The organism is Streptomyces sp. NPDC007991 (assembly GCF_042958445.1).
In the GTDB taxonomy this organism is placed as follows: Bacteria; Actinomycetota; Actinomycetes; order Streptomycetales; family Streptomycetaceae; genus Streptomyces.
The window spans coordinates 227,850-249,028 of record NZ_JBIBJD010000001.1 but is presented as its reverse complement, the minus strand read 5'-3'; the positions used below and the strand labels follow the sequence as shown (position 1 = coordinate 249,028).

Genomic DNA, 21,179 nt, shown 5'->3' with positions numbered 1-21,179 from the left:
CAACCGACAAGGACACGGGCCCGTGGAGAAGACCCTGCTCGCCGAATGCGCAGTCAGCCGGATTTCGCGGTGGACGGCGGGCAGCGCGACACCCTGTGCCGGTCTCATCCCCCGAACCCCGGCCGGACCACGGCCAGCGCCGCGACGAACACCCCGAGATACAGCCAGGCCAGATAGCCCATCGCCGGTCCGGACGGCCAGGTCGCTGTGCGCAGTGACGCGAACTGTTCCGCGCCGGCCCACAGGAAGCCCAGCGCGGTCAGCGGCAGCCAGCCGGCCAGTGTGGCCATCCCGCGCAGCTCCCAGGGACGGACCACGCCGAGCGCCACGGCCGTCCCGGCCAGCGCGCAGCCCACGGTCAGCGCGGCCGAACCGCGCAACCCGACGACGTTCGAGTACAGCGTGGCGCCGGGCACAACCCGGGCGCCGGTCTTGCGGGCGAACTCGAAGTGCATGAAGACACATGCACACAGCACGGCCCCCAGCACCGCGTGCGCCCCCGGACCGCCACCGCTCGCCTCCCGGAACGACAGCCAGATGTGCACGCTGAGCATCGCCTGCACCGGATAGCTCACCAGCAGGTTGACGAAGATCCGGTCGCGGACCATCGCCGACCAGCGCTCCAGTCGCACGAGGAAGCAGATGTAGCCCAGGTCCAGCAGCAGCCAGCCGGCCAGCAGCGGCGAGCGCCAGCCGGTAAGTGCAAGCTCCGCGACGACGATCAGCGCCATCGCGATCCGCAGCTCCCGTACGTCGATCGCGCCGCGCTGCAGTGGCCGGGCGGGGTTGTGCAGGCGGTCGTACTCCAGGTCCTTCTGTTCGTCGACGACCCGGATGAACAGCAGCGCCAGATAGACGGTGGCGATCTCGGCCATGAGGGAGCCACCGAGCCTCCAGTCCCGCTCCGGCGCGAGGAGCGCGAGGGTGCCCTGGAGGCCGAGGACCCACAGGACCGCGTAGACGGCGTAGATGCGGGCGGGAGCCCGTTCGGCAAAGAAGGCGCGCAGACGGCGGGCGCTGCGGGCGGCAGAGCGGGACTCGTGGGCCACCGGGTGGGAGGCTTCAGTGGCGGTCATGCCTCGTCCTCCTCAAAGATCTTCACGGTCCCGGCCGCGCCGTCCATCTCCACGCGAGCGCCGTCGGGGATCCGGGCGGTCGCATGCGGAAGCGCCACGATGGTTGGGATGCCGAACTTACGCCCGGAGATGGCGGTGTGAGACAGCAGGGTGCCGCGTTCGACGACGATGCCCCGTGAGGACAGCATCAGGAACAGCCAGGCGGGGTCGGTCTCGCGGGCGATGAGGATCATGTCGTCGGAGGGCGCGTCGAGGTCGTGCGGGTCGATGACGACGCGCGCGGTGCCCCGCACGACGCCGCCGCTGGAGCCCAGGCCGCTCAGGGTGCCCGAGGCGGTTGGGTCCCGGTCCGGGTTCGGCAGCGCGTCCCGCACGGGGCCCATGGTCACGAAGTCCATGGGCAGTTCGGCGTCCCGCGCGTGGAACTCGGCTCGGCGTACGGCGGCCAGGCCCCGCAGGTCGTCGGTGACGGCTGTGCCGTCGTAGGTGCCGAGGATCTCCTCCTCGGTCAGATGCACCACGTCTCCGGCCTTCTCCAGCAGACCACGCGCGGCCAGATCGGCGCCGAGCCTGCGATACACCTGGCGGCCGAAGCCGTACAGCTCGCTGCGGCGGTAGCGGGTGTTCTCCCGCATGTTTATGTACCGGCGCTGCCCGGCCAGCGCGGCGCGCAGCGCGGCGCGACGCAGCGGGTGCCCGGTGAGCAGCTCGGCCAGCCGCGTCTCACCCGCCCGGCGGGCCTCGGCCTCGCGTTCGCGCAGCAGGGCGCGGGTGAGGTCGCCGCGCGCGTACTCGGCGGCGGTGCACAGCAGTTGGGCGGGTTGGTCACGGGGGACCGGCACCTCCAGCTTCAGTTCCTGCAGGCCCCGGTCGCCGTGGAGGTGGGTGTGAGCGCGCATCCGGTCGGCGAGGTCACTGCCATAGACGCCCCGGTCGATCTCGTCCCACACCTCCTCGGGGGGCTTCACGGCGAGCGCGGCGAGGACGCCCGGGGTAGCGCGTATCCGTTCGGCGATCTCGACGATCGACATCAGGATGACGACGCTGCGGTTCTCCTCCCCGCCGCACAGCAGATCGCTGTGCAGTCCGGGGTCCGCCTGGGGCGTCCAGCGGTCGAACATCTTTATGGCCAGCGTCTCGTGCATCTGCAGCAGGATGTCGTTGACCAGTGTGATGCCCCAGCGGTCACCGGCCTCTCTCCACAGCGACCGCATCAGCAGCGCGAGTTGCAGCGGATCGGCGGTCTTCGCGGCCTCCCGGTGCGCGGCGAGGACCTCCTCCCACCAGGTCTCGAAGTCCTTCACCGCGGCGCCGTGCGTCAGCAGCCGCCACGCCAGGCGCACCATGGTCGCCGCCGTCACCGGAAACAGGGCGGGGTCGGTGAGCGGCGGGGTAGGCCGGACGTGGGTGACCGACGGGGACATGCCCATCATCCGCTCGAAGCTTTCCCGCCACAGGGGGAAGGTCCGGCTCAGTCCGTGCAGGGTGTACCAGACGCTCAGCGAGTAGTAGACCCGTCCGCGCAAGAGACCGATCATGCCGCGCAGCTCGCCCTCGTGCCGGTCGAGGACCCTGCGGGGTACGCCGAGCAGCCGGTAGAAGTCGTGGAAGTCCTCACGGTAGAAGCGCTGGGCGAAGGAGTAGGTCAGCGCCGTGGTGACGCCCGGGTAGGACTCGGTGATGTTCGCGTTGCTCCACAGCCGCTGTCGGTCCAAGTCCAGCACCACCGGTCGTGCCTGGAGGATGTGCAGCCGGCCGTCGGCGGTGTAGGTGCCCTCGATGTCCTGCGGGCAGCCAAAGAGCTTCTCGATACGGTCGCCGACCGCCACGACCTGCTGGATCTGCTCGTCTGTGAGCACGGGTGCGTACCGCAACTCCTCGGGGGCGGGCACCGTGCGGGGGCCGTCGGCGAGCCGGTCGGGGTTCTCCTCCATCAGTTGCGTCTTGTGCGCGAGCACGGAGCGCACCGTGTCGCCGCGGCGGCTGATGAAGTAGTGGTCGACCGGGACCTTCTCCTGTACGACACCCTCGCCGATACCGAGGCCGGCCGCGAGCACCCGGTCGCGAGCGCCGGTCAGCGGATCGCAGGTGAACAGTACGAACGAGCGGCGGCCGAACTGCATGCGCTGGACGCCGACGGACACCGCGAAGCCGCGCTGCGTGCCGCCCCGGGCGGCCCGGTACAGCAGCGCCTGTGGCCCGAACCCGGAGGCCCAGCACTGCCGTACCCGGTCCAGAAGCTGATGTCGGGTGACATACAGGAAGCTGTCGCTGATCCCGGCGAACGCGTCGTGCGTCGAGTCCTCCCCGGCGTCTGTGCCGGTGCCGACGATCGAGGAGCGCACCGAGACCACGGCTTCGGGCCCGAAGACCTCGTCGAAGGCGTCGTACAACTGCCGTTCGACTGTGGTCGGTACGGGGGCTGCGAGGACCGTCTCGCGCAGTGCGGACGCCCTCTTCTCCAAGGTCTCGGGGTCAGCCGTGTCAAGGCCGGTGAGCAGGGCGTCGAGCTCGGCGCGCACGGGGCGCAGCACCTCGGTGAGCACTCCTGCCGACACGCAGAAGAAGCGGGGCACCGGGAAGCCCGCAGCCGCCATCCGCGCCTGCCGGGATAACTTCGGACCGACCTCCGCCTCGTTCAGCAGGGCCCGCCCGCGAAGTACCGGACGCTTCCTGCCGTGCCAGGAGAAGGTAGGGATGCGCAGTGCGTTCATCGAGCTGGTCACCATATCCGGGGGATGGCACGACGACGGGTCGCCGCGTAGTCGGAGTAGCCGGGGAGCGTGAGGAGGGTCCGCTCCTCGACGAGGATGCGCACGACCAGCGTCGGCAGCAGGACCATCAGGGCTGCGGCGCTGTAGGTGTTGAGGAAGAACAGCACGAAGACGATGTGGGCGAGGGCCATCCCGAGATAGGCGGGATGCCGCACCCACCGGTAGGGGCCGCTCCGGACGATCTGGTGATCGTCGAGCACCCGGACCCGGTGCGAGTAGAAGCGGCCGAGGGTCCAAACGCCCCACAGTCGGAAGCCGACTGCCGCTGCGAAGAGCACCGGCAGCGTCAGCATCCAGGGGTGGTAGGTCTGGACGTCGGCCGCCGGCAGACAGGCCGCGACCACGGTGGCGGCACGGGCGGTGCCGTAGACGTAGATCGTGCCGCGGTCGGTGGCCATTTCGGTCGACGTCGAGCTGCGGACGGTCGTCCAGGTCTCCAGCAGCAGCCACACCAGATGGAGCCCGGCGAGCGCCACGGCCACCCGCTGCCAGGGAGAGGTGAGGTCGAGCAGCCCGCCGACCATGGCCGTGCCGGTCGCCGCGACACACACGCCAAGGATCAGCAGGGGGTATTTGTGCAGTAACCACATGGGGGAACCTCCGCAGGACGGCGGGCCGGCGGACGGGGCTGGCCACCGGTGGTCAGGACGCGTCGGCCCGGCCCAGGGCCAGGTGCTCCGTCACGCCGCGCTGCTCCGTGTGCCGTTTCGCCAGCGTGCGGGTCGTCCTGCGGATGCCGACCGCCTCGATCTGTTCGGCCCGCTGCGCGTCGATCACCGTCAAAGCCATCGAGCCTGAGGCGGCCAGGACATCCGTCTGCAGAAAGTCGCACCGTCCCTTGAACCGAAGCCGGTCGGGGCCTTTGCGCTCGATGTGCTCCAGCGTGTACTCCAGCCGGGTCGGCAGCGGGAGCAGAAACTTGTGGAACGTGGTCTGGAGGGAGTTGAGGATGAACCGACGTGCCGTGCCCGTCGGCGTCAGCAGATGCCGCTCGCCGACGACGACCGACATCTGCCGTACGGCCTCCGTGATCACCATGCCGGTCACATGTGAGCCGGTGGTGTGGTCGAGAACCATTTCCTGGCGGTCGGAGATGCGCAGAGTCGCCTGGAACAACCGGTCGTCGACCTTGCTCAGCCCGGCGATGAGAACGTTCTCCGGAATACGCTTGTGCACCTCGAAGCAGGGCAGTGGCGCCGGTAGAGGTATGTCCATGAGTATCGACTCCGGCAGACCGTGCCGGCGCAGCACGGCGCGGACGATCTCACGCTCGTACTCCTCGATGCCCTGCCCCGGCAGTATCACCGGTGGTGAATCGGACGGCTGCCTCTCCGCAAGCACAGAACCTAATCGGGACAGCGGCACCAAGTCTCCTGGGGCGGCTCTGTCGGCCATATTGTCACCTACGACGAACACGAATGCTCGGGGCACGGATCTCACCCTTCCTCTTCACTGGACAGAAGACGTTTGGATTCGCGTGAAGACCGGCTTATGCTCGCGCCACGAGCTCGTAGGCTTGCCTGACATCGAGGAGGAACAAGACCTCCGACGCGAAATCACCGTGGTCGAGCCGGGCCGGACTCACCGGCACGGCTTTCGCCTTGGAGGGGCCGCCCACGGGCTTCATCCGGCGTGCCCTGTGGAGTGCGCAGGCCAGAACGGCCGCGTCCCGCTGCGCCTCCGGTATGCCGAGGGTGGACACATGGTCACGCGCCTCTTCCAGCAACGCCGGGTCGATGTAGTTGTGGAGCACGAGGATGGCGTCCCGGGTCTCGATCACCTTGCGGTAGGCGAACATCTTCCAGGGAACGGGGGGCCACAGAATCTCGAACAGCCGGGGCCGCGACTTGGTCAGAGTGACCGCCGGCACAGCCTCAGTCAGTTCTTTCCAGAGCGGCCACAGCCGCCACACGATGGAAATGTCCACGCATATGCAGTGCGCAGCTCTCACTGCCGGCACCAAGATCGCCGCAGCCCGAAAGAGGCCGTGAGCCTCCATAATAAGGGGCTGGCATTCCGCGATCCAGCCCACGGGAAAGAACAGCCGCATGAGGTGGCCCACCCAGAAGAGGCCAGCGAGGGCTGTTCCTATACCGAAGAGCCGCAGGCTCCATATGAGCGAGAGTGATGCTCCGCCCCGGGCGTACCGCCAGCACATTATCACGCATAGCACGTTGGTCCCCAGATGGGCGGCTATCAGGAGAAGCCAGTAAAGGGCGAGGAGCGGCGAATCACCTGCCCCGGTGACGACGTAGTCGTGCGGCTCCTCGTTGACCGCGTCGATCACGATGAGAGCGGCGAGAAGAGTGCAGGTGCCTCTCTGGTGCCAGCGCCGCAGGCGCCGGCGAGCCGTAGTCTCGGCGACGAAGTACAGCACCGCAGCCGCCGAGACGACTCCGAAGAGGTTCCTGACCAGGCCGACGGCATGCCCCCGCCCGAGCAGATCGGTGGTGGCGGCGCTCACGGAGGGCAGATTCAAGGTCATCGCGATGACCGCCGTGGCGACGGCCAGCCACAGCCCACGCTGCTGCGGGGAACGGAAGACGAAGGGAGCCCGCAGGAGGACGGCCACCCACAGCACCATGGTGCCGACGCTCTGCTGCCAGGCGCTCAACGCCACCGCCGCAGGCTGCTGCGGGGGCCGTCGAGTCCCAGTCCCTCTTCCAGCCTGGCCACCACGTTGCCCGACTTCCGGTCCACTCCCGACAGCGCACGGGTGCGTATTTCACTGGCCATGATCTCCGCCTCCCGCTCGTGGCGTGCGGAGAAGTTCGACCGAGCGAGAACCTTGCGGAGCAACCCGGGATCCAGATCGGGGAACAGCTGCGAGACCGAGCCGGTGCCGCCGCCTTCCGGGCTGTGCGACTCGTGATTGAAGAGCATATGGCCGATTTCGTGCAGGACGATGTGCTCCTGGTGTAATCGGCTGGTCTGGCGCTCGTAGAAGAAGTGGTCGTCGGTCTCCGTCGCCAGCCATAACCCGTAGACGCCCTCCATGAGGTTCTGCAGGGGAACCGAGTGGAGATGTATCTGACGCTGTCTTCGCTCCTCCAGCTGTCGGCAGAATCCTTTCAGCGAGAAGGGCTGCGGGAGGTCGAACTTGCGCAGCATCGCCTGGCAGCGACGGCGCAACAAGACGTCTCGATACACCATGCAAGATCCTCCGGAGGTGCTCCAGGGCGACGAAGACGGACACGAACCGCTCGAAGCGGCGCTACCCCGGCCGCATCACAACGGCATTGCTTGACACGGTCGGCGTGCACGGACCTCTGGGCGGCACCATGCCTACGAATGCGAAATTCTCTGCATGTCAACCCTCCCCCTCGGAATCACCGCCCTTGGGTGGCAGTTCGTTCATTTTTCGCACCTCATGAACGAGCGCCAGGAGAGCGTCGAGACTTGCCGCGGAGAGCCCCTCCGCCCGCAATGCCAGGTTACGAACGCGACTGTCCCGCATCGCATGCACCAACTCCAGTTGCCTGTCGACCTGGTCCGTCACATCATCGTCGAAGAAATAGGCTGGCGGAACCCCGAAGAACTTCGCCAGACCTTCGATGTGACGCAATGTCGGATTGTCCCGTTGCCCTTTGCGCAACAGCCAGATGTAGCTGCCGGAGATCGACACCCCGGCCTCGGTGATCTTCTGCGCCACCTCTTCATTGCCATAAGGCCCACGGCCTGAGGGGACGACCACCTGGAACAGATGATTGAGCTTGTCGGCGAGGCTATGCCTCGGTGCGTCGGAAACGGCGGACATGACTACGCCTCCTTGGGAGCCATCGGACGCCATCCCCCGTGCTCATGTGGCAATTCGGCTGGCATGAGCGAAACTCTGACCGCGCACCGGATGGCGCGCGCCGCAACACCGTCTGCGAGCAGCCGGAGTGGACTCGGCGGCGAGAGGCGCACACCGAGCCGTTCACCATCCTCACCGGTTGACAGGTACGTCCTTGGCCGTACCGAGCATCACCGCCGCGGCCGCGTCGAGCCGCGCCGCGATCCATCCCTCCAGGGTGCTGCCCGAGCGCTCGGCAGCCAGTCGCCAGCGCTGCACTCGTTCGGGACTGGCCTTGATCCGCGGAAGGGCCTCCGGCGCCTCTGCGTGTGCGGTCTTCCCCTTCCGGGCCGCCCTCACGTTCTTCCGCAGTTCGTTGCGCGACCAGCCGAAGCGCCGCGACTGGTCCAGCCAGTAGTCCTGTTGTTCCGGTGTCAGCGCCGCGACCTCGGCGTGATGCTGGAAGCTGAGTTCACTCCGACGTCGTGCGTGGTCGAAACGTCTCGCCACCCAGGCGTAGTTGCGAATGGTCTGGTAATCGAGACCGGCGGCCTTGACGGCCCTGCGATAGCGATCGGTGTACCGAGACTCCCCGTAGATGATCCAGTCGCCCAGACACCATGCCGACGAATCGGCCAACCTGGCGATGCGCTGGCCGGCTCGCTCCCACACCTCGTAGTCGAGGCCCGCGGGTATACGCAGTCCGACCCGAGTCGCCAACACCCCGTCGTCCAGCCCCTGCTCGGTTCTTCTCTCACCTGCGCCGACGTATGGCTGCTGCTGACTTCTCCCCTTCGGTCCCGGCGCAGCAGCAGACGTTTCACCGTTGGCTGTCACCACATCACCCTCTAGTCGAATAGCCGAGGAATGGACGTCAGTACACGCTCTTCTCGCCAAACGACGATGCGCCGGGTACCGGAACTACGACACTCACGCGACAATCGAGCGGCATCCGCACAGCTCGAGGCGCTCCGCCCGGGTCGTTCCCGCCGACTGTTATCCGCACTCTCCACGTCGATGACGTCGTGCTGAAGAGCGACTCTAAGAGGAGGCTGTCACTCCCGTCAACTGGTGTGTGAGAATAGGGCAGTTGGTATCCACCTCAGTCGAAGGCCTTCTGCCGCGCGAAGCCTGCGCCCGCTAAGCTCGGCTCGGGTGCGGCACGGAAACACGACGTGGAATCACGCGCTCACCAGCCGCGTTAGCGACCGGGCAGACCTCCAGGCGCTGTGGCGGTCTTCTTCCCGGATCTGCAGAATCGCTACGTAGAACGGGTCATTTCGCCTCCGTATGCGGGGGCTCATCCCAGCCGCCCTGCCAGAAGGCTCGTTGTGCGGACCGGTTGCCGGCATCCGATCGTGCATTTGTGGCCATCGAGACGTCGAGGAGCACTCATGAAAGCCAGAGAACTGTCGGTCGCAGGGGTCGTGGAGTTCACCCCCGAGGTGTACAGGGACCAGCGAGGGTCGTTTGTATCACCCTTCGAGGAATCCACCTTCACGCAGGCTGTCGGCCACAAATTCTTCCCGGTGGCGCAAATGAGCCACAGCAGGTCCCGCCGCGGAACGCTCCGTGGCATCCATTACACCCGGACTCCCCCGGGCATGGCCAAGTACGTCTACTGCCTGTCGGGGCGAGCCCTGGACATCGTCGTGGACCTGCGGCTCGGCTCCCCGACCTTCGGCCGCTGCGACACGTCCGAACTCGGCGGGGACAGCTGCCGTGCCGTGTACGTGCCAGCCGGCGTCGGTCATGCGTTCGTCGCGCTGCAGGACGACACGTTGATGTCGTACTTGATGTCCGGCGGATACGACCCGGGCAGGGAACTCGCCCTGGCCGCACTCGATCCCGCCCTGGCGCTGCCTGTCCCGCGGGGACTCCCGCTCCTGCTGTCCGATCGGGACCGGGCGGCGCCGACACTGGCAGAAGCGCGGTCGCGGGGTGATCTCCCCGGCTACCGGGCGAGCATCGAGGCGATGGAGGCGCTGTGCGGGTGAACGGACGCCGACCCCGGATCGCGGTGCTGGGTGCGTCCGGGTTCATCGGGTCCGCGATCAGCGCCGAGCTCGCCGAGCGGCCGGTACGGCTGCGCACGGTCGCGCGCAGGCCCTTCCCGTGCCTCACGGGGCCGTCGCCGACGTAGCGCCGTTCCAGGCCGACCTGACCCGGCCCGGTGCCCTCGCGGACTCGGTCACCGGCTCGGACGTCGTCATCTATCTGGTCGCCCACATCACGGGTCCCGGCGGCTGGCGGGCGAGTGAGGACGACGCGCATGCGGCAGGCGTCAACCTGGGTCTGGTGCGCGACCTCGTCGCGGCTCTCCGTGACGGGCGCCGGTCGGGTCCGCCGCCGACGGTGCTGTTCGCCGGGACCGTGATGCAGGTCGGGGTGCCCCCGAACGGAAGGATCGACGGCACCGAGCCGGACGCGCCCGGTACGGCCTGTCCGCGGCAGAAGCTGGCCGCCGAGCGGCTGCTGCGGGAAGCCACCGAGGAGGGCGTGCTGCGGGCCGTCTCCTTGCGCCTGCCGACCGTCTACGGCCATGTGAGCAGAGCACCGGAGGGCGGCCGGGACAAGGGTGTGGTGGCGATGATGATCCGCCGGGCACTGCGCGGTGAAGGGGTGACCATGTGGGGCGAGGGAACGGTCCGCCGGGACCTGCTGCACGTGGACGACGTCGCCGCGGCGGTGCCGGCCGCGTCGCCGCCGCCGGGTCGGCGCCGACGCCTGGGGGCCGGCCGACCGCCGCCGCCAGCCAGGCGGCGGCGTGGTGACGCCGGGCGGCACGGCGGGGGCGGTCGGGCGTCGTCCAGGTGGCGGCGGCCAGCTGGCGTCCGGCCGGGGCGGCGTCGGCGGGCGCCGGGGCAGTGGGCGGCGGCGCGGTGTTCACCGCGGCCCTGGACGCCGTCGGGCGCGGCGACGACCTGACCGGGCGGCGCTGGGTGCTCGGGACCGGCCGGGGCGAGCCGCTGCGCGATCTGTTCGGCCGCGTCGCCGTCGCGGTGGCCGCGCGCACCGGGCGGCCACCGGTCCCGGTGACGCGGGTGGTACCGCCGGAGTACGCCGAGCCGATCGACTTCTGCGACATCGAGGTCGACGCGCGGGCGTTCCGCTCGACCACGGGGTGGCGAACGCGGGTCGGGCTCGAGGACGGGCTGCGCCGCACCGCGGCGGCGCCGGCCGGCGGGGAGGCTCCGGCGCCGGGCTGAGTCCGGCGAGCCGGCCGTCCCGCCCGGCCGAGCCGGGCGGGACGGCCGGCTTCAGAGCGCGACCGCTCCTGTGTTGAGTGCCGATATCAGCGTCCGGGCTTGGACGTTGACGTAGCGTCCTCGGCGTACCAGGTCACCGAGCTGGCCGGGGGTCGCCCACATGAATCCGGGTGGCGGGGTGCGCGGTGCGACGTCCGGGCCGGCTTCGACGACGGTGTAGCGGCTCACCGCGTTCAGGAAGCGGCCGCCCTCCTCCGAGTGCCAGGCGTCGAACAAAGTCCGCTCCGGTGCCGCCGCGAGCACCTCGTCCAGGAAGGGCGGCCGGCCGTCGACACCTGCCTCCTCGGGCACGGCCTGCACGGTGGGTGCCAGTTCGACGGCGTCGGTCAGCCCGCCCTCCGTCCGGGCGTGCGCGAGGAGATGGGGCACGCCGTCGAACCTGCGCAGCAGGAAGGCGGCAAGCCCGCGGCCCTTCGGTTCCACGAGCGGCTGGCTCCATCCCGCCACCTCCCGGTTGGCCGCCTCGACCCGGACGGCGACCACGCGGAACCCGCCGTCCGAGGCCGGCTCGAAGGAGGCCGGGGTGCGCTGCCAGCCGTGCAGCCCGGCCAGCGGGACGAGTTCGGCACGCATGTCGCTGACGGCCCGCCGCATGGAGAGCCACGACTGCAGGGCGACGTCGGGGTTCCGGGCGCCGGGCTCGGAGCCGAGCACCGGCGCACAGGCCAGTACGCTCCGGACGTCCATGTTCACCAGCAGGTTGCGCCGGAGAAGCGCACCGATCTGGCCGAGGGTGAGCCAGCAGAAGTCGCTGCCGGTCTCGACGGGTCCGGCGGCCTCGACGATGACGTTCCGATTGGACTTTCGGTAGAACCACTCACCGTGCTCCGACTGGAGGACGTCGACGAGGACCCCGCCGCGTTCCGGCCGGGTGAAGTAGTCGAGGTACTTCACCACGGAACCGCCGTGCGCCCGGGTGTAGTTGCTCCGGGTGGCCTGCACCGTCGGCGAGAGCTGAACCGGCTCGGGGTTGCCCGGCTCCGCTTTGGCCTGCATCAGGAAGTGCAGGACCCCGTCGAACTCCTTGGCCAGGATGCCCAGGATCCCGATCTCCGGCTGGTTGATGATCGGCTGCTCCCGGGCGTCCGGAGCGCCGGGACCACCGGTGATCCTCAGCCCTTCGACGGTGAAGAACCGGCCGCTGCGGTGGCCCAGGTTGCCGGTGTCATGGTGGAAGGACCAGCCGTCGAGGTCCTCGAAGGGGATGCGGTGCACCTGGAAACGGTGTGCCCGGGCGCGGTCCCGCAGCCAGGGTTCGACGTCGGCGGTTCGTATCCAGTGCCCCTCGTCGACGGCGAGCGCGGAACGGGCGAACCGCGCCGAGAGGTCGTCGTCGGTGCGCGGAACCAGCGTGCTGGGAGCGTACATCGCGTCTCCTCACCTTCCCCAGGCGACCAGGGAGTGGTCGCCGACGAGCAGTTCGCCGGGCTTCCCCTGGGCCCCGGGGGGAGCGATGACCGCGGAGCGGCCGATGAGCGAGCCGGCCAGGCCACGCGTGCGCAGCACTCGGGTGCCCTCCATGATGACGGAGTCGGCCAGCACGGAGCCTCGCAGTTCGCAGTCGGCCCCGACCGACGTGCAGGGGCCGATGTCGCAGTCCTCCACCACCGTTCGGGCGCCGATGATGGCGGGGCCCTCGATCCGCGAGCGCACCACCACAGCGCCGGGCTCCACGACGACCCGGCCGGTCAGCCGGCTGCCGCCGTCGACGTCTCCGTCCACCCGTGGCTCCAGCTCTTCGAGCAGGCGGCGATTGCATGCCAGCAGGTCCTCGGGCCGTCCGGTGTCCTTCCAGAACCCGGTGTGCTCGGTCGCCCGAACCGTGGCTCCGGAGGCCACCAGCCACTGGATGGCGTCGGTGATCTCCAGCTCGCCGCGGGCGCTGGGCGGTATGGCGTCCACCGCCCGGTGGACCTGCGAGGTGAAGAAATAGACCCCGATCAGTGCGAGATCGCCGCGGGGCTCGGCCGGCTTCTCCGCGAGAGCGAGCACCGTCCCCTCACCGTCGATCTCGGCGACGCCGAACTGGCGCGGGTCGGCGACCTTCTGCACGACCACCTGTGCCGAGGGGCGGCCCGCGCGGAAGTCCCCGGCGGCCTGGAGGACCCCCGGCAGCAGGATGTTGTCGCCGAGGAACATGGCGAAGTCGTCGTCACCCAGGAAGGGGCGGGCCGACCGGACCGCGTGGGCCAGTCCCAGGGGCCGTTCCTGGTGAATGTAGGTGACGGGTGCCCCGAGGCGGGCTCCGTCGCCGACGGCGGCTTCGATCTCCGCTGCCTTGTCGCCCACCACGATGCCGATCTCGGTGACGCCCAGTTCTGCGACGCGGTCCAGGACGTGTGCGAGGACGGGCCGGTTGGCGACCGGGACGAGCTGCTTGGGCATCGAGTGGCTGAACGGACGCAGCCGAGTGCCTGATCCTCCGGCCAGGACGAGCGCCTTCACGGGCCTCTCCTTCCTCGTGGTGCACGGGCGCGGTTCCCCGTGGTCATCGGTCCCACCGGAGGTAGACGAGCGGTGCGTCGCGGCCCGGGACGTCCAGTACCTGGAGCTGCCCGGAGTCGATGCCCAGCACCTCCCGCAGCGCCGCCGTCTCACCGGGCCACTTCGGGTGCGCCAGCTCGTCGAAGGCGATGATGCTGCCCCTGGTCAGGTAGGGACGGATCGCCTCAAGGGCGTCGCGTGTGGGCTCGTACAGGTCGAGGTCGAAGTAGGCCAGCGCGATGATCGTCTGAGGGTTGTCCCGCAGGTACGCGGGAACGGTGGCGCGGACGTCACCCTCGACGACGAAGGTGCGCTGGACGTGTCCGAGCGGCTCGACCGCCTCGTGGCACTCGATCACTTCGCGCAGGTGCTCGGTGAAGCCGTCGGCAGTGGCGAACCGGCCCACGGTGGCACTCTGGCTGACCTTGTCCTGATCGGCCACGTCGGGAAATCCGGTGAAGGTGTCGAAGCCGATGATCCGGCGGGTGGAGTTGTAGGGCTCGTGGATGCCGCGCAGCGCCGTGAGCGCGGCGAGGTGCCGTCCGTGCAGCACGCCGAACTCCATGATCACTCCGGGGACGCCGGCGCACATCCGGTAGAGGGCGTCCATGGACAGCAGGTCGGAGACCTGGTGACGCCGCATGTAGATGCCGAGGTGGTCGATGAGGTACTCGGGCGGGATCAGACTGCCGCTCATCAGCTTGGTCAGCCGTTCGCGGGCGTCGCGCTCCCGCTCCGATTCGCGAGGCAGGATCCGGGGATCGGTGTGACGGGGCATGCAGGTGCTCCTCACGGAAAGAGGGGGTCAGGTGATCCAGGCGTCGGGAGCCGGTCCCCCCCGGCCGATGGGCGGGAACAGCTCCTCGAGGCGAGTGGTCTCCGCCTCGTTCAGTGGCGACGCGAGCGCCCGTAGCGCCCCGTCGACCTGCTCGGGGGTGCGCGGCCCGATCACCGTGGACGTGACCCCGGGGCGGGCCGTCACCCAGGCGAGGCCGACCTCGGCGGGGTCCCTGCCGATCTCCGCGCAGAACCGCTCGTAGGCCTCGACCGCCCTGCGCACGGCCGGGTCGCCCAGGGCTGTTTCGGCGCGTCCCTGGGCGGACTTGACCGCGGTACCCGCGGCGGTCTTGCGCAGCACACCACCGAGCAGCCCGCCGTGCAGCGGCGACCAGGGGAGCACCGCCATGCCGTGGGCGCGGGCCGCCGGGATCACCTCCAGCTCCGCGTGCCGCACGAGCAGGTTGTAGAGGCACTGCTCCGAGGCGAGCCCTGGGGGGCGGCGGCGCTCGTCGGCGGGCGGGGGCGAGGCGGCCGGCCGGTCCGGGTGCCCGGGGGCCTCGCCGGGGAGCAGGTCCGCGCGGTGCGTGGAGACCTCCTCGCGGGTGCGGTGGCGGGAGGCGGCGGTCTGCACGGTGGCGATGTCCCACCCGGCGAAATTCGAGGAACCGACGTAGCGGATCTTGCCCTGCCGGACGAGCCGGTCCATCGCCTCCCAGACCTCTGCCCAGTCGGCCTCCCGGTCGACCCGGTGCATCTGATAGAGGTCGATCCGGTCGGTGCGCAGCCGGCGCAGTGATGCCTCGCAGGCGGCGACGACGGCCTTGGCGGACAGCCCGCCGTCGCCCGGGGCATCGGTCATCGCGTTGCCCACCTTGGTCGCCAGCACGACGTCGTCACGACGGGCCGGCGCCTTGGTGAACCAGCGGCCGATGACCTCCTCGGTGTGGCCCTTGTGAACACGCCATCCGTAGATGTTCGCCGTGTCGATGAAGTCGATGCCGCCGTGGAAGGCGTGGTCCATGAGCCGGTGCGCCTGAGGCTCCTCGACACGTCCGCCGAAGTTGACGGTTCCGAGGCACAGCCGGCTCACCGTCAGGCCCGTACGGCCGAGGCGGGTACGGGTGGGGGCCGGGGTCGTCGCGGCGTCTGCTCTCATCATCGGTGGCCCCTCGGCGCGGTGCACGTGGGCGGGACGTGGGCGGCTGTCAGCTGTTCCAGCGCGGGGACGATCGCAGAAGGGGCCGGCGTGCCGAGCGCCTCACGGCGCAGCCGCTCGGCGGCGGTCCGGTAGGAGGGGTCGTCGAGGACCTCCTTCAGGTGCATGCGGAGCAGGTCGGGCGAGAGCCGGTCGGAGTCGGCGACGTAGACGCCGGCGCCCTGCTCCTGGAGGCCGTTGGCGTAGGCCACCGGCCCGTACCACTTGTTGCTCCAGAACTCGCCGGGCACGACCAGCTGGGGCACGCCGCTCTCGAGCGCCGAGACCATGGTGCCGAAACCGCCGTGGTGGACGACGGCCGCGCACGAGGGGAGCAGGGCCGTCAGCGGCACGTAGTCGTAGGTGCGCACGTTGTCGGGGAGAACGCGGTCTCGGAGGTCGGCGGCGGTGAACGTGGCGACGACCTCGACGTCGAGGTCCGCGACGGCCTCCAGCAGGGCGGCGGGCGAGGCCTCGGAGTACGTGCCGCCCCGCTGCGAACCGCCCATGGTGATGCACACCCGGGGCCGCTGGGGCGGGGCGTCCAGTTCGCGGGGCACCACGGAGGGCCCGTTGTAGGCGAGCTGCCGGACCGGCACGCGGTGCACACCACCGGGGCGCCAGGCCCACTCCGGCTGGGTGTCGACGGTCCATCGGCCGGTGACGGCGTCCTCGGCGAAGTCGCTGCCGTACCGGTCGAGCAGCGGTTCCAGCCAGGCACGCAGCGGGTCCTGCCGGGTGTCGTCCGGGGCTCCGCTCCGCCACGCCCGGCGCAGCTGTACCAGGGCGTCCGTCCCGCCCAGCACACGGGCGTGCGCGGCGCCGCAGGCTCGGGCGGCTATGGCGCCCGCGTAGGTCATCCAGTCCCACAGCACCAGGTCGGGGCGCCAGGAACGGGCGAAGCCCACGAGGTCGTCGAGCATCGGCTCCGGGCAGCAGTGCCGCAGGAAGTTGTTGACCGCGGAGTCGAGTTCGGCCCAGGGGTCGTCACCGCCGTAGTCGGACTGCACCGGGTTGCGCGCGGGCAACGGCCGGGGAGGCGGGGCGGCTTCAGGACCGGCGGCGGCCACCTCCTCCGCGGCCCCGGCCATCGGCACACCCACCGAGACCGCGGTGAGGCCCGCCGAGGTGATCGCTTCGGTCAGGTCGGGCTGGCATGCCACCCGTACCTCGTGCCCCGCGGAGCGCAGTGCCCAGGCGAGCGGGGCCAGCACATAGAGGTGGGACTTCAGCATCGGCAGGGTCAGCATCAAGACGCGCATGTGCACCCTCTCCAGCACCCGGCTCCGGGCATAGTGACACGCATTCCGATCCCATTCCGTGAAGTAATGTGAGACCGCCGCATTCGAGGCGAGCGGCACCGCGAGGTGGCTCTTGAATTCGTGGCGAATGTCGTCGACGACCTTAGCCCGGCACCTGCCGGGTGTCCACGAATAGACGACATCGAAAAACTCCGCCGGCCGTCAATGCAGGTCACGGCGATGACATAAGACATGTGTACCGCCGGCGGGACAGGATCGGCAATCCGGATTTCCCTGCGCGATTGCTTTATCAACGCCGTCGTGTATGGTTTGGCAACCCGGATTCCATTTTCGCTGCTCCCACATATCGAGTTACCGTCCGGAACAGCACACGATGGTGATCCGACATGAATCCCATCGGTCGACCCTTTCAGGGGGATGAGGTATGAGGATCCTGGTAACCGGCGGGGCCGGCTTCATCGGCTCCTACTACGCGCGCAGTCTCCTCGCCCAGAAGTATCCGGGCGCCGAGCGGGCGGAGGTGACGGTGCTGGACAAGCTCACCTATGCCGGGAACACCTCCAACCTCCCCATGAAGCACCCCCGGCTGCGCTTCGTCCGCGGCGACGTGTGCGACCGCCGACTCCTGCTCGACGTCCTTCCCGGGCACGACGCGGTGGTGCATTTCGCCGCCGAGACGCACGTGGACCGATCGCTGACCGTGCCGGACATCTTCGTCCGGACCAACGTCGGCGGCACCCAGAACCTGCTGGACTGCTGCCTGGAAACGGGTATCCGGCGCGTCGTGCACGTGTCCACCGACGAGGTCTACGGCTCGATAGACGAGGGCGCCTGGACCGAGGAGGCCCCGCTGCTGCCCAACTCCCCCTATTCGGCCTCCAAAGCGGGTGCCGATCTGCTGGCACGCGCGTACTGGAGTACGCACGGCCTCAATCTGTCCATCACCCGGTGCTGCAACAATTACGGCCCGTACCAGTACAACGAGAAGGTCATTCCGGCCTTCATCACCAATCTCCTGGGAGGCCTCCCGCTCCGGCTCTACGGCGACGGCGGAAACATCCGGGAGTGGGTGCACGTCGACGACCACTGCCGGGCGGTGCACACGGTGCTGCGTCACGGCCGGGCGGGGGAGGTGTACAACATCGGGGGCGACCCGCTCTCCAACAAGGACCTGACCGGACGGCTTCTGGAGCTGTTCGGGGCGGACTGGGACCGCGTGCGCTTCGTGAGGGACCGCAAGGGCCACGACCGGCGCTACGCGGTGGACGACAGCAAGATCCGCACTGAACTGGGCTACGTTCCGCGCGTCGGACTGGACGAGGGACTGGCCGCAGTCGCCGCCTGGTACCGGGAGAACCGTGCCTGGTGGAACCTGGCCCAGGATGCCGTCGGGTACGCCTGAGCGGTGCCGGCGAGCGGCAGGGGAACGGTCCGGTCGTCGCAGGGCGACCGGACCGCTCCCGCACCTTCACCCCTTGCCGCCCAGGTTCTGCCAGAACGCGTCGGCCAGCTCCTCGACGAGGCCCCCGGCGGCCGGCAGGAAGTTCACCACCAGTCGCAGGCCACCCTCCTCGTCCGGCCACACCTCGGTCTGCAGCGGCGTGGTCAGCCCGGCATACGGCGGGCGCACCGGCCGGCCCCGCAACGGGCCGAGGTCGAGCCCGGGCGCGGCATCGCCCTGCACGACGAAGTTCGTCTGGAACAGCGGAGTGCCCGGCGTGCGGGACGGCATGACCTCCCGCAGCCGTCCGATCAGCAGGTCGAAGCCGACGTGCTGGGCCGCCAGAGCGCGGCGAACCAGCGGCGCCGCGCCGTCCGTCGTGATGCCCAGGGCCTCCCGCACCCGGATGCAGACCATGTTGACGTGGCACCCGATGACGTCCTCCATGCCCGCGTCCAGGCGCTGGGCCACCGGAACGACCACGCCGAAGTCATCCTGGCCCGTCACCGCGGCAACGGCCCGGGCGTAACCGGCCATCAGGACGGTGAACAGGGTACGGCCGGAGCGCGCCGCCTCGTCGCGCAGCGCTGCGGCGGCCTCCCTCGACAAGCTCCGCACCACGCGCGACGGCCCCCGGCGGTTCGTCTCGGGGGCCGGTCGCAGCGGCAGCTCGGGCGTGTCCCGCAGCTCGTCCACCAGCTCCTGGAGCAACGGCTCCACGGCGGGCAGCGCCGCTCGATGCGCGTCCCACAGCGCCCGGGTCCGGGCCAGGGACGAGGTGCGGCCCCGCTCGGCGACCCCCCGGTAGCCTTCCCCCAGGTCGCGCGCGAGCACCGTCTCCGACCAGCCGTCGAAGGCGATGTGGTGCACGACGTACCCGATGGCCGTGGCGCCGCCACCGGCGATCGGCGTGGCGGCGAGCCGCCAGATCTCCCCCCGGGTGATCTCCAGCGGCCGGAGCAGTTCCCGGTGGACCTCCCGGACCGCCTCCTCCTCCGAGGCGGCGCCCGGGAGCAGTGCGGTCCGCGGCGCCGGAGTGTTCCCCGGTACGGCGCCGGGCACCGGGGTGTCCCGGTAGGCGGCGCGCAGCGCCTCGTGCCGGTCGTGGACGTACGCGGCGGCACGGTCCAGGGCGGCGATGTCGACCGGTCCGTCGACGACCCACACGCCGGTGCAGTGGGCCATCCGGTCGTCCGGGGCGCTGCCGTGCTTTGCGAGGAAATCGCGCTGTACCGGCGTGAGCGGGACCGGTCCGCCGTCGTCGACCGCCCCGGACGCCGGTGCGGGCGTGACTCGCAGGGAGTCGGCCAGGCCGCGCGCGCTCCGTTCGCGCAGCAGCAGTGAGACGGGTACCGGCCTGCCCAACTCGGAGGTCAGGCGCGCGCACACCCGTCCGGCGTCCAGTGAGGTCCCACCGAGCGCGACGAAGTCCGCGCCGGAGGGCACCTCGTCCCGTCCCAGCACGTCGGCGCAGACCCGGGCCACGAGGAGGGTGAGGTCGTCCCCGGGGTCCTCGGCGGCGCCGGCCGCGGGCGCTTCACCGGCGGGCGGGGTGCCCTCCGCGCCGTCCAGCAGGGCCAGCAAGGCGGTCTCGTCGACCTTCCCGCGGGAGGTCTGCGGGATCGTGTCGACGGCGATCACGGCCTCGGGAACGTGGTACGGAGCGAGTACCCCGCGCAGTGCGGACAGGGCTCCGGCCAGCCGGTCCCCCCCTTGCTCCGGTACGCAGAACGCGGCCAGTCCGCGGTAACCGCCGTCAGCCGCGCGGCGCGGGACGGCGACGCACCGCCGCACTTTCAGCACCCGCTCGATCTGCCGCTCCACCTCGGCGGGCTCGACGCGGTGGCCGCGAATCTTCACCTGCCTGTCCAGCCGCCCGAGGAAGTGCAGCACGCCGTCCTCGTCCCAGCGAGCGAGGTCGCCGGTGCGGTACACGCGGGTCGCCTTCCCGTCCAGCTCCAGCACCGGAAAGCGGCGTGCGGTCGCCTCCGGATCCCCCAGGTAGCCGAGTGCCAGACCGTCACCCGACACGCACAACTCCCCGGGTTCACCGACTTCGCACAGCCGGTCGCCGTCGAGGACGTGCACCCGGGTGTCGGGGGCCGGGCGGCCGATCGGCACGCCGGCACCGCTGTCGCAGTCGGCGCGGACGATGCGGCGCGTGGCGGCGACCACGGTGCTCTCGACCGGTCCGTAGCCGTTGATGAGGACGGAGTCGGGGAACCGGTCGAGGAACGCCCGCACGTGCGGGACGGACAACCGGTCGCCGCCGGTCATCACCTGGGCGACGCCCGCGAACGCCTCGATGTCCTCGTCCACGAAGAGGTTGAACAGCCCGCTGCTGAGGAACACGTCGCAGACCCCGTGGTCGCGGACCATCCGGCGCAGCGCGTCCGGGGTCAGGTACGGCTCGCGCACCACCACCGACGTGCCGCCCGTGAGCAGCACCGACCACAGTTCCAGGGTGAACCCGTCCCAGGGGAGCGGGGCGGCCAGCGGCTTGACCGTGCGCGAGGTGAAGTCGCCGAAGGAGAGTCCCCGGCGGAAGAGGCGCACGGTCGCCCGGTGCGGGGACAGAACCGCCTTGGGCCTCCCGGTGGTGCCCGAGGTGACGAACACGCAGCACGGGTCGGCGCCGCCGGTCCCGGCCGGGGTGAACCCCTCCGGGGGCTCCGCCGTTCGACACCCCGGCGGCGTCCACACCCGCGGGCCGAGCCCGTCGGCGCGGCCAGAGTCGCACACGGCCACCTCGGCGCCGAGTTCCGCGAGCACGTCGCGCAGGCGGGCGCGTGGCCACTCCGTCTCCAGCAGGGCGTAGGCCGCGCCGGCCTTCAGCACCCCCAGGATCGTGACCACCAGTTCGGCGCCGCGCGGCAGCAGCACCGCCACCACCTGGCCGCGGCCCACACCGAATGCGGCCAGCCGGTGGGCACAGGCGTCGGCCGCCCGGTCGAGTTCGGCGTAGGTGATCCGCTCGTCCCCGTCGATCAGGGCGACCGCCCCGGGCCGGTCCCGGGCGATGCGCGCCACGATGCCGTGCACGCTCTGACCGTCCGGGTAGGGACGCTGGGTGTCGTTCCAGCCTCGATCAGGTTCCATGCCGGTGCACACTTCCTCTCTCGG

At 70.2% G+C, this 21,179-nt stretch carries 19 protein-coding genes; 5 read left to right on the top strand and 14 right to left on the bottom strand.

Annotated features, from left to right (window positions below):
- Positions 1-104 precede the first annotated feature (104 nt).
- The 8 genes from ACFZDA_RS01070 to ACFZDA_RS01035 form a co-directional block, all read right to left on the bottom strand.
- Positions 105-1,076, bottom strand: coding sequence for a hypothetical protein (locus ACFZDA_RS01070; RefSeq protein WP_391072951.1), 972 nt, complete (start codon positions 1,074-1,076; stop codon positions 105-107).
- Positions 1,073-3,790: a PEP/pyruvate-binding domain-containing protein gene (locus tag ACFZDA_RS01065; RefSeq protein ID WP_391072949.1), complete on the bottom strand. Its 2,718-nt coding sequence runs from the start codon at positions 3,788-3,790 to the stop codon at positions 1,073-1,075. Before ACFZDA_RS01065 ends, ACFZDA_RS01070 begins: the two co-directional genes overlap by 4 nt.
- 8 nt (positions 3,791-3,798) lie before the next feature.
- Entirely contained in the window at positions 3,799-4,440 is a 642-nt protein-coding gene (locus tag ACFZDA_RS01060; protein ID WP_391072947.1) for an isoprenylcysteine carboxylmethyltransferase family protein, read from the bottom strand.
- 52 nt (positions 4,441-4,492) lie between these two features.
- Positions 4,493-5,155, bottom strand: a complete 663-nt coding sequence (locus ACFZDA_RS01055) for an AfsA-related hotdog domain-containing protein (protein WP_391072945.1) — start codon at positions 5,153-5,155, stop codon at positions 4,493-4,495.
- Between the two features lie 184 nt (positions 5,156-5,339).
- Positions 5,340-6,470, bottom strand: coding sequence for an MAB_1171c family putative transporter (locus ACFZDA_RS01050; protein ID WP_391072942.1), 1,131 nt, complete (start codon positions 6,468-6,470; stop codon positions 5,340-5,342).
- The gene (locus ACFZDA_RS01045; RefSeq protein ID WP_391072939.1) at positions 6,461-7,003 is read right to left on the bottom strand and encodes a hypothetical protein; all 543 of its coding nucleotides are present in this window, start codon (positions 7,001-7,003) and stop codon (positions 6,461-6,463) included. The genes ACFZDA_RS01050 and ACFZDA_RS01045 overlap by 10 nt, the downstream gene beginning before the upstream one ends.
- A gap of 157 nt (positions 7,004-7,160) precedes the next feature.
- On the bottom strand, positions 7,161-7,607 hold the full coding sequence (locus tag ACFZDA_RS01040) for a helix-turn-helix domain-containing protein (RefSeq protein ID WP_391072936.1): 447 nt from the start codon (positions 7,605-7,607) through the stop codon (positions 7,161-7,163).
- Positions 7,608-7,778: 171 nt separating this feature from the next.
- On the bottom strand, positions 7,779-8,462 hold the full coding sequence (locus ACFZDA_RS01035; protein ID WP_391072934.1) for an LmbU family transcriptional regulator: 684 nt from the start codon (positions 8,460-8,462) through the stop codon (positions 7,779-7,781).
- Positions 8,463-9,019: 557 nt separating this feature from the next.
- Between ACFZDA_RS01035 and ACFZDA_RS01030 the strand changes: the two genes are divergently transcribed.
- The 4 genes from ACFZDA_RS01030 to ACFZDA_RS01015 are packed head-to-tail and all read left to right on the top strand — an operon-like array spanning position 9,020 to position 10,834.
- The gene (locus ACFZDA_RS01030; protein ID WP_391072931.1) at positions 9,020-9,622 is read left to right on the top strand and encodes a dTDP-4-dehydrorhamnose 3,5-epimerase family protein; all 603 of its coding nucleotides are present in this window, start codon (positions 9,020-9,022) and stop codon (positions 9,620-9,622) included.
- Entirely contained in the window at positions 9,619-9,768 is a 150-nt protein-coding gene (locus ACFZDA_RS01025; protein ID WP_391072930.1) for an NAD-dependent epimerase/dehydratase family protein, read from the top strand. Before ACFZDA_RS01030 ends, ACFZDA_RS01025 begins: the two co-directional genes overlap by 4 nt.
- Positions 9,741-10,553 (top strand): NAD-dependent epimerase/dehydratase family protein, encoded by an 813-nt coding sequence (locus ACFZDA_RS01020; RefSeq protein WP_391072928.1) that lies wholly within the window; start codon positions 9,741-9,743, stop codon positions 10,551-10,553. Before ACFZDA_RS01025 ends, ACFZDA_RS01020 begins: the two co-directional genes overlap by 28 nt.
- A complete protein-coding gene (locus ACFZDA_RS01015) occupies positions 10,508-10,834 on the top strand; it encodes a hypothetical protein (protein WP_391072926.1) in 327 nt (108 codons plus the stop codon). Before ACFZDA_RS01020 ends, ACFZDA_RS01015 begins: the two co-directional genes overlap by 46 nt.
- A gap of 51 nt (positions 10,835-10,885) precedes the next feature.
- Here ACFZDA_RS01015 and ACFZDA_RS01010 read toward each other — a convergent pair whose 3' ends face one another.
- From ACFZDA_RS01010 to ACFZDA_RS00990, 5 genes are read right to left on the bottom strand one after another with little or no spacing between them, the layout of a single operon-like run.
- Positions 10,886-12,262, bottom strand: a complete 1,377-nt coding sequence (locus ACFZDA_RS01010) for an NDP-hexose 2,3-dehydratase family protein (protein ID WP_391072924.1) — start codon at positions 12,260-12,262, stop codon at positions 10,886-10,888.
- Positions 12,263-12,271: 9 nt separating this feature from the next.
- Entirely contained in the window at positions 12,272-13,339 is a 1,068-nt protein-coding gene (locus ACFZDA_RS01005) for a glucose-1-phosphate thymidylyltransferase (RefSeq protein ID WP_391072923.1), read from the bottom strand.
- A gap of 43 nt (positions 13,340-13,382) precedes the next feature.
- A complete protein-coding gene (locus ACFZDA_RS01000) occupies positions 13,383-14,156 on the bottom strand; it encodes a TylF/MycF/NovP-related O-methyltransferase (RefSeq protein ID WP_391072921.1) in 774 nt (257 codons plus the stop codon).
- Positions 14,157-14,183: 27 nt separating this feature from the next.
- Positions 14,184-15,317 carry an aldo/keto reductase gene (locus tag ACFZDA_RS00995; RefSeq protein ID WP_391072918.1) on the bottom strand — a complete coding sequence of 378 codons (1,134 nt, stop codon included), beginning with the start codon at positions 15,315-15,317 and terminating at the stop codon, positions 14,184-14,186.
- Entirely contained in the window at positions 15,314-16,615 is a 1,302-nt protein-coding gene (locus ACFZDA_RS00990; RefSeq protein ID WP_391072916.1) for an activator-dependent family glycosyltransferase, read from the bottom strand. The genes ACFZDA_RS00995 and ACFZDA_RS00990 overlap by 4 nt, the downstream gene beginning before the upstream one ends.
- A gap of 424 nt (positions 16,616-17,039) precedes the next feature.
- On the opposite strand from ACFZDA_RS00990, the gene rfbB reads away from it, so the two are divergent.
- Positions 17,040-18,017: a dTDP-glucose 4,6-dehydratase gene (rfbB, locus tag ACFZDA_RS00985; protein WP_391072913.1), complete on the top strand. Its 978-nt coding sequence runs from the start codon at positions 17,040-17,042 to the stop codon at positions 18,015-18,017.
- Between the two features lie 66 nt (positions 18,018-18,083).
- On the opposite strand, the gene ACFZDA_RS00980 is transcribed toward rfbB, so the two are convergent.
- Positions 18,084-21,155: an amino acid adenylation domain-containing protein gene (locus ACFZDA_RS00980; protein ID WP_391072911.1), complete on the bottom strand. Its 3,072-nt coding sequence runs from the start codon at positions 21,153-21,155 to the stop codon at positions 18,084-18,086.
- Positions 21,156-21,179: the final 24 nt, after the last annotated feature.

Coding starts and splice junctions, on each gene's coding strand:
- ACFZDA_RS00995 (WP_391072918.1), bottom strand. CDS start 15,317: ATGATGAGAGCAGACGCCGCGACGACCCCGGCCCCCACCCGTACCCGC.
- ACFZDA_RS00980 (WP_391072911.1), bottom strand. CDS start 21,155: ATGGAACCTGATCGAGGCTGGAACGACACCCAGCGTCCCTACCCGGAC.
- ACFZDA_RS01070 (WP_391072951.1), bottom strand. CDS start 1,076: ATGACCGCCACTGAAGCCTCCCACCCGGTGGCCCACGAGTCCCGCTCT.
- ACFZDA_RS01065 (WP_391072949.1), bottom strand. CDS start 3,790: ATGAACGCACTGCGCATCCCTACCTTCTCCTGGCACGGCAGGAAGCGT.
- ACFZDA_RS00990 (WP_391072916.1), bottom strand. CDS start 16,615: ATGCGCGTCTTGATGCTGACCCTGCCGATGCTGAAGTCCCACCTCTAT.
- ACFZDA_RS01045 (WP_391072939.1), bottom strand. CDS start 7,003: ATGGTGTATCGAGACGTCTTGTTGCGCCGTCGCTGCCAGGCGATGCTG.
- ACFZDA_RS01060 (WP_391072947.1), bottom strand. CDS start 4,440: ATGTGGTTACTGCACAAATACCCCCTGCTGATCCTTGGCGTGTGTGTC.
- ACFZDA_RS01000 (WP_391072921.1), bottom strand. CDS start 14,156: ATGCCCCGTCACACCGATCCCCGGATCCTGCCTCGCGAATCGGAGCGG.
- ACFZDA_RS01030 (WP_391072931.1), top strand. CDS start 9,020: ATGAAAGCCAGAGAACTGTCGGTCGCAGGGGTCGTGGAGTTCACCCCC.
- ACFZDA_RS01010 (WP_391072924.1), bottom strand. CDS start 12,262: ATGTACGCTCCCAGCACGCTGGTTCCGCGCACCGACGACGACCTCTCG.
- ACFZDA_RS01040 (WP_391072936.1), bottom strand. CDS start 7,607: ATGTCCGCCGTTTCCGACGCACCGAGGCATAGCCTCGCCGACAAGCTC.
- rfbB (WP_391072913.1), top strand. CDS start 17,040: ATGAGGATCCTGGTAACCGGCGGGGCCGGCTTCATCGGCTCCTACTAC.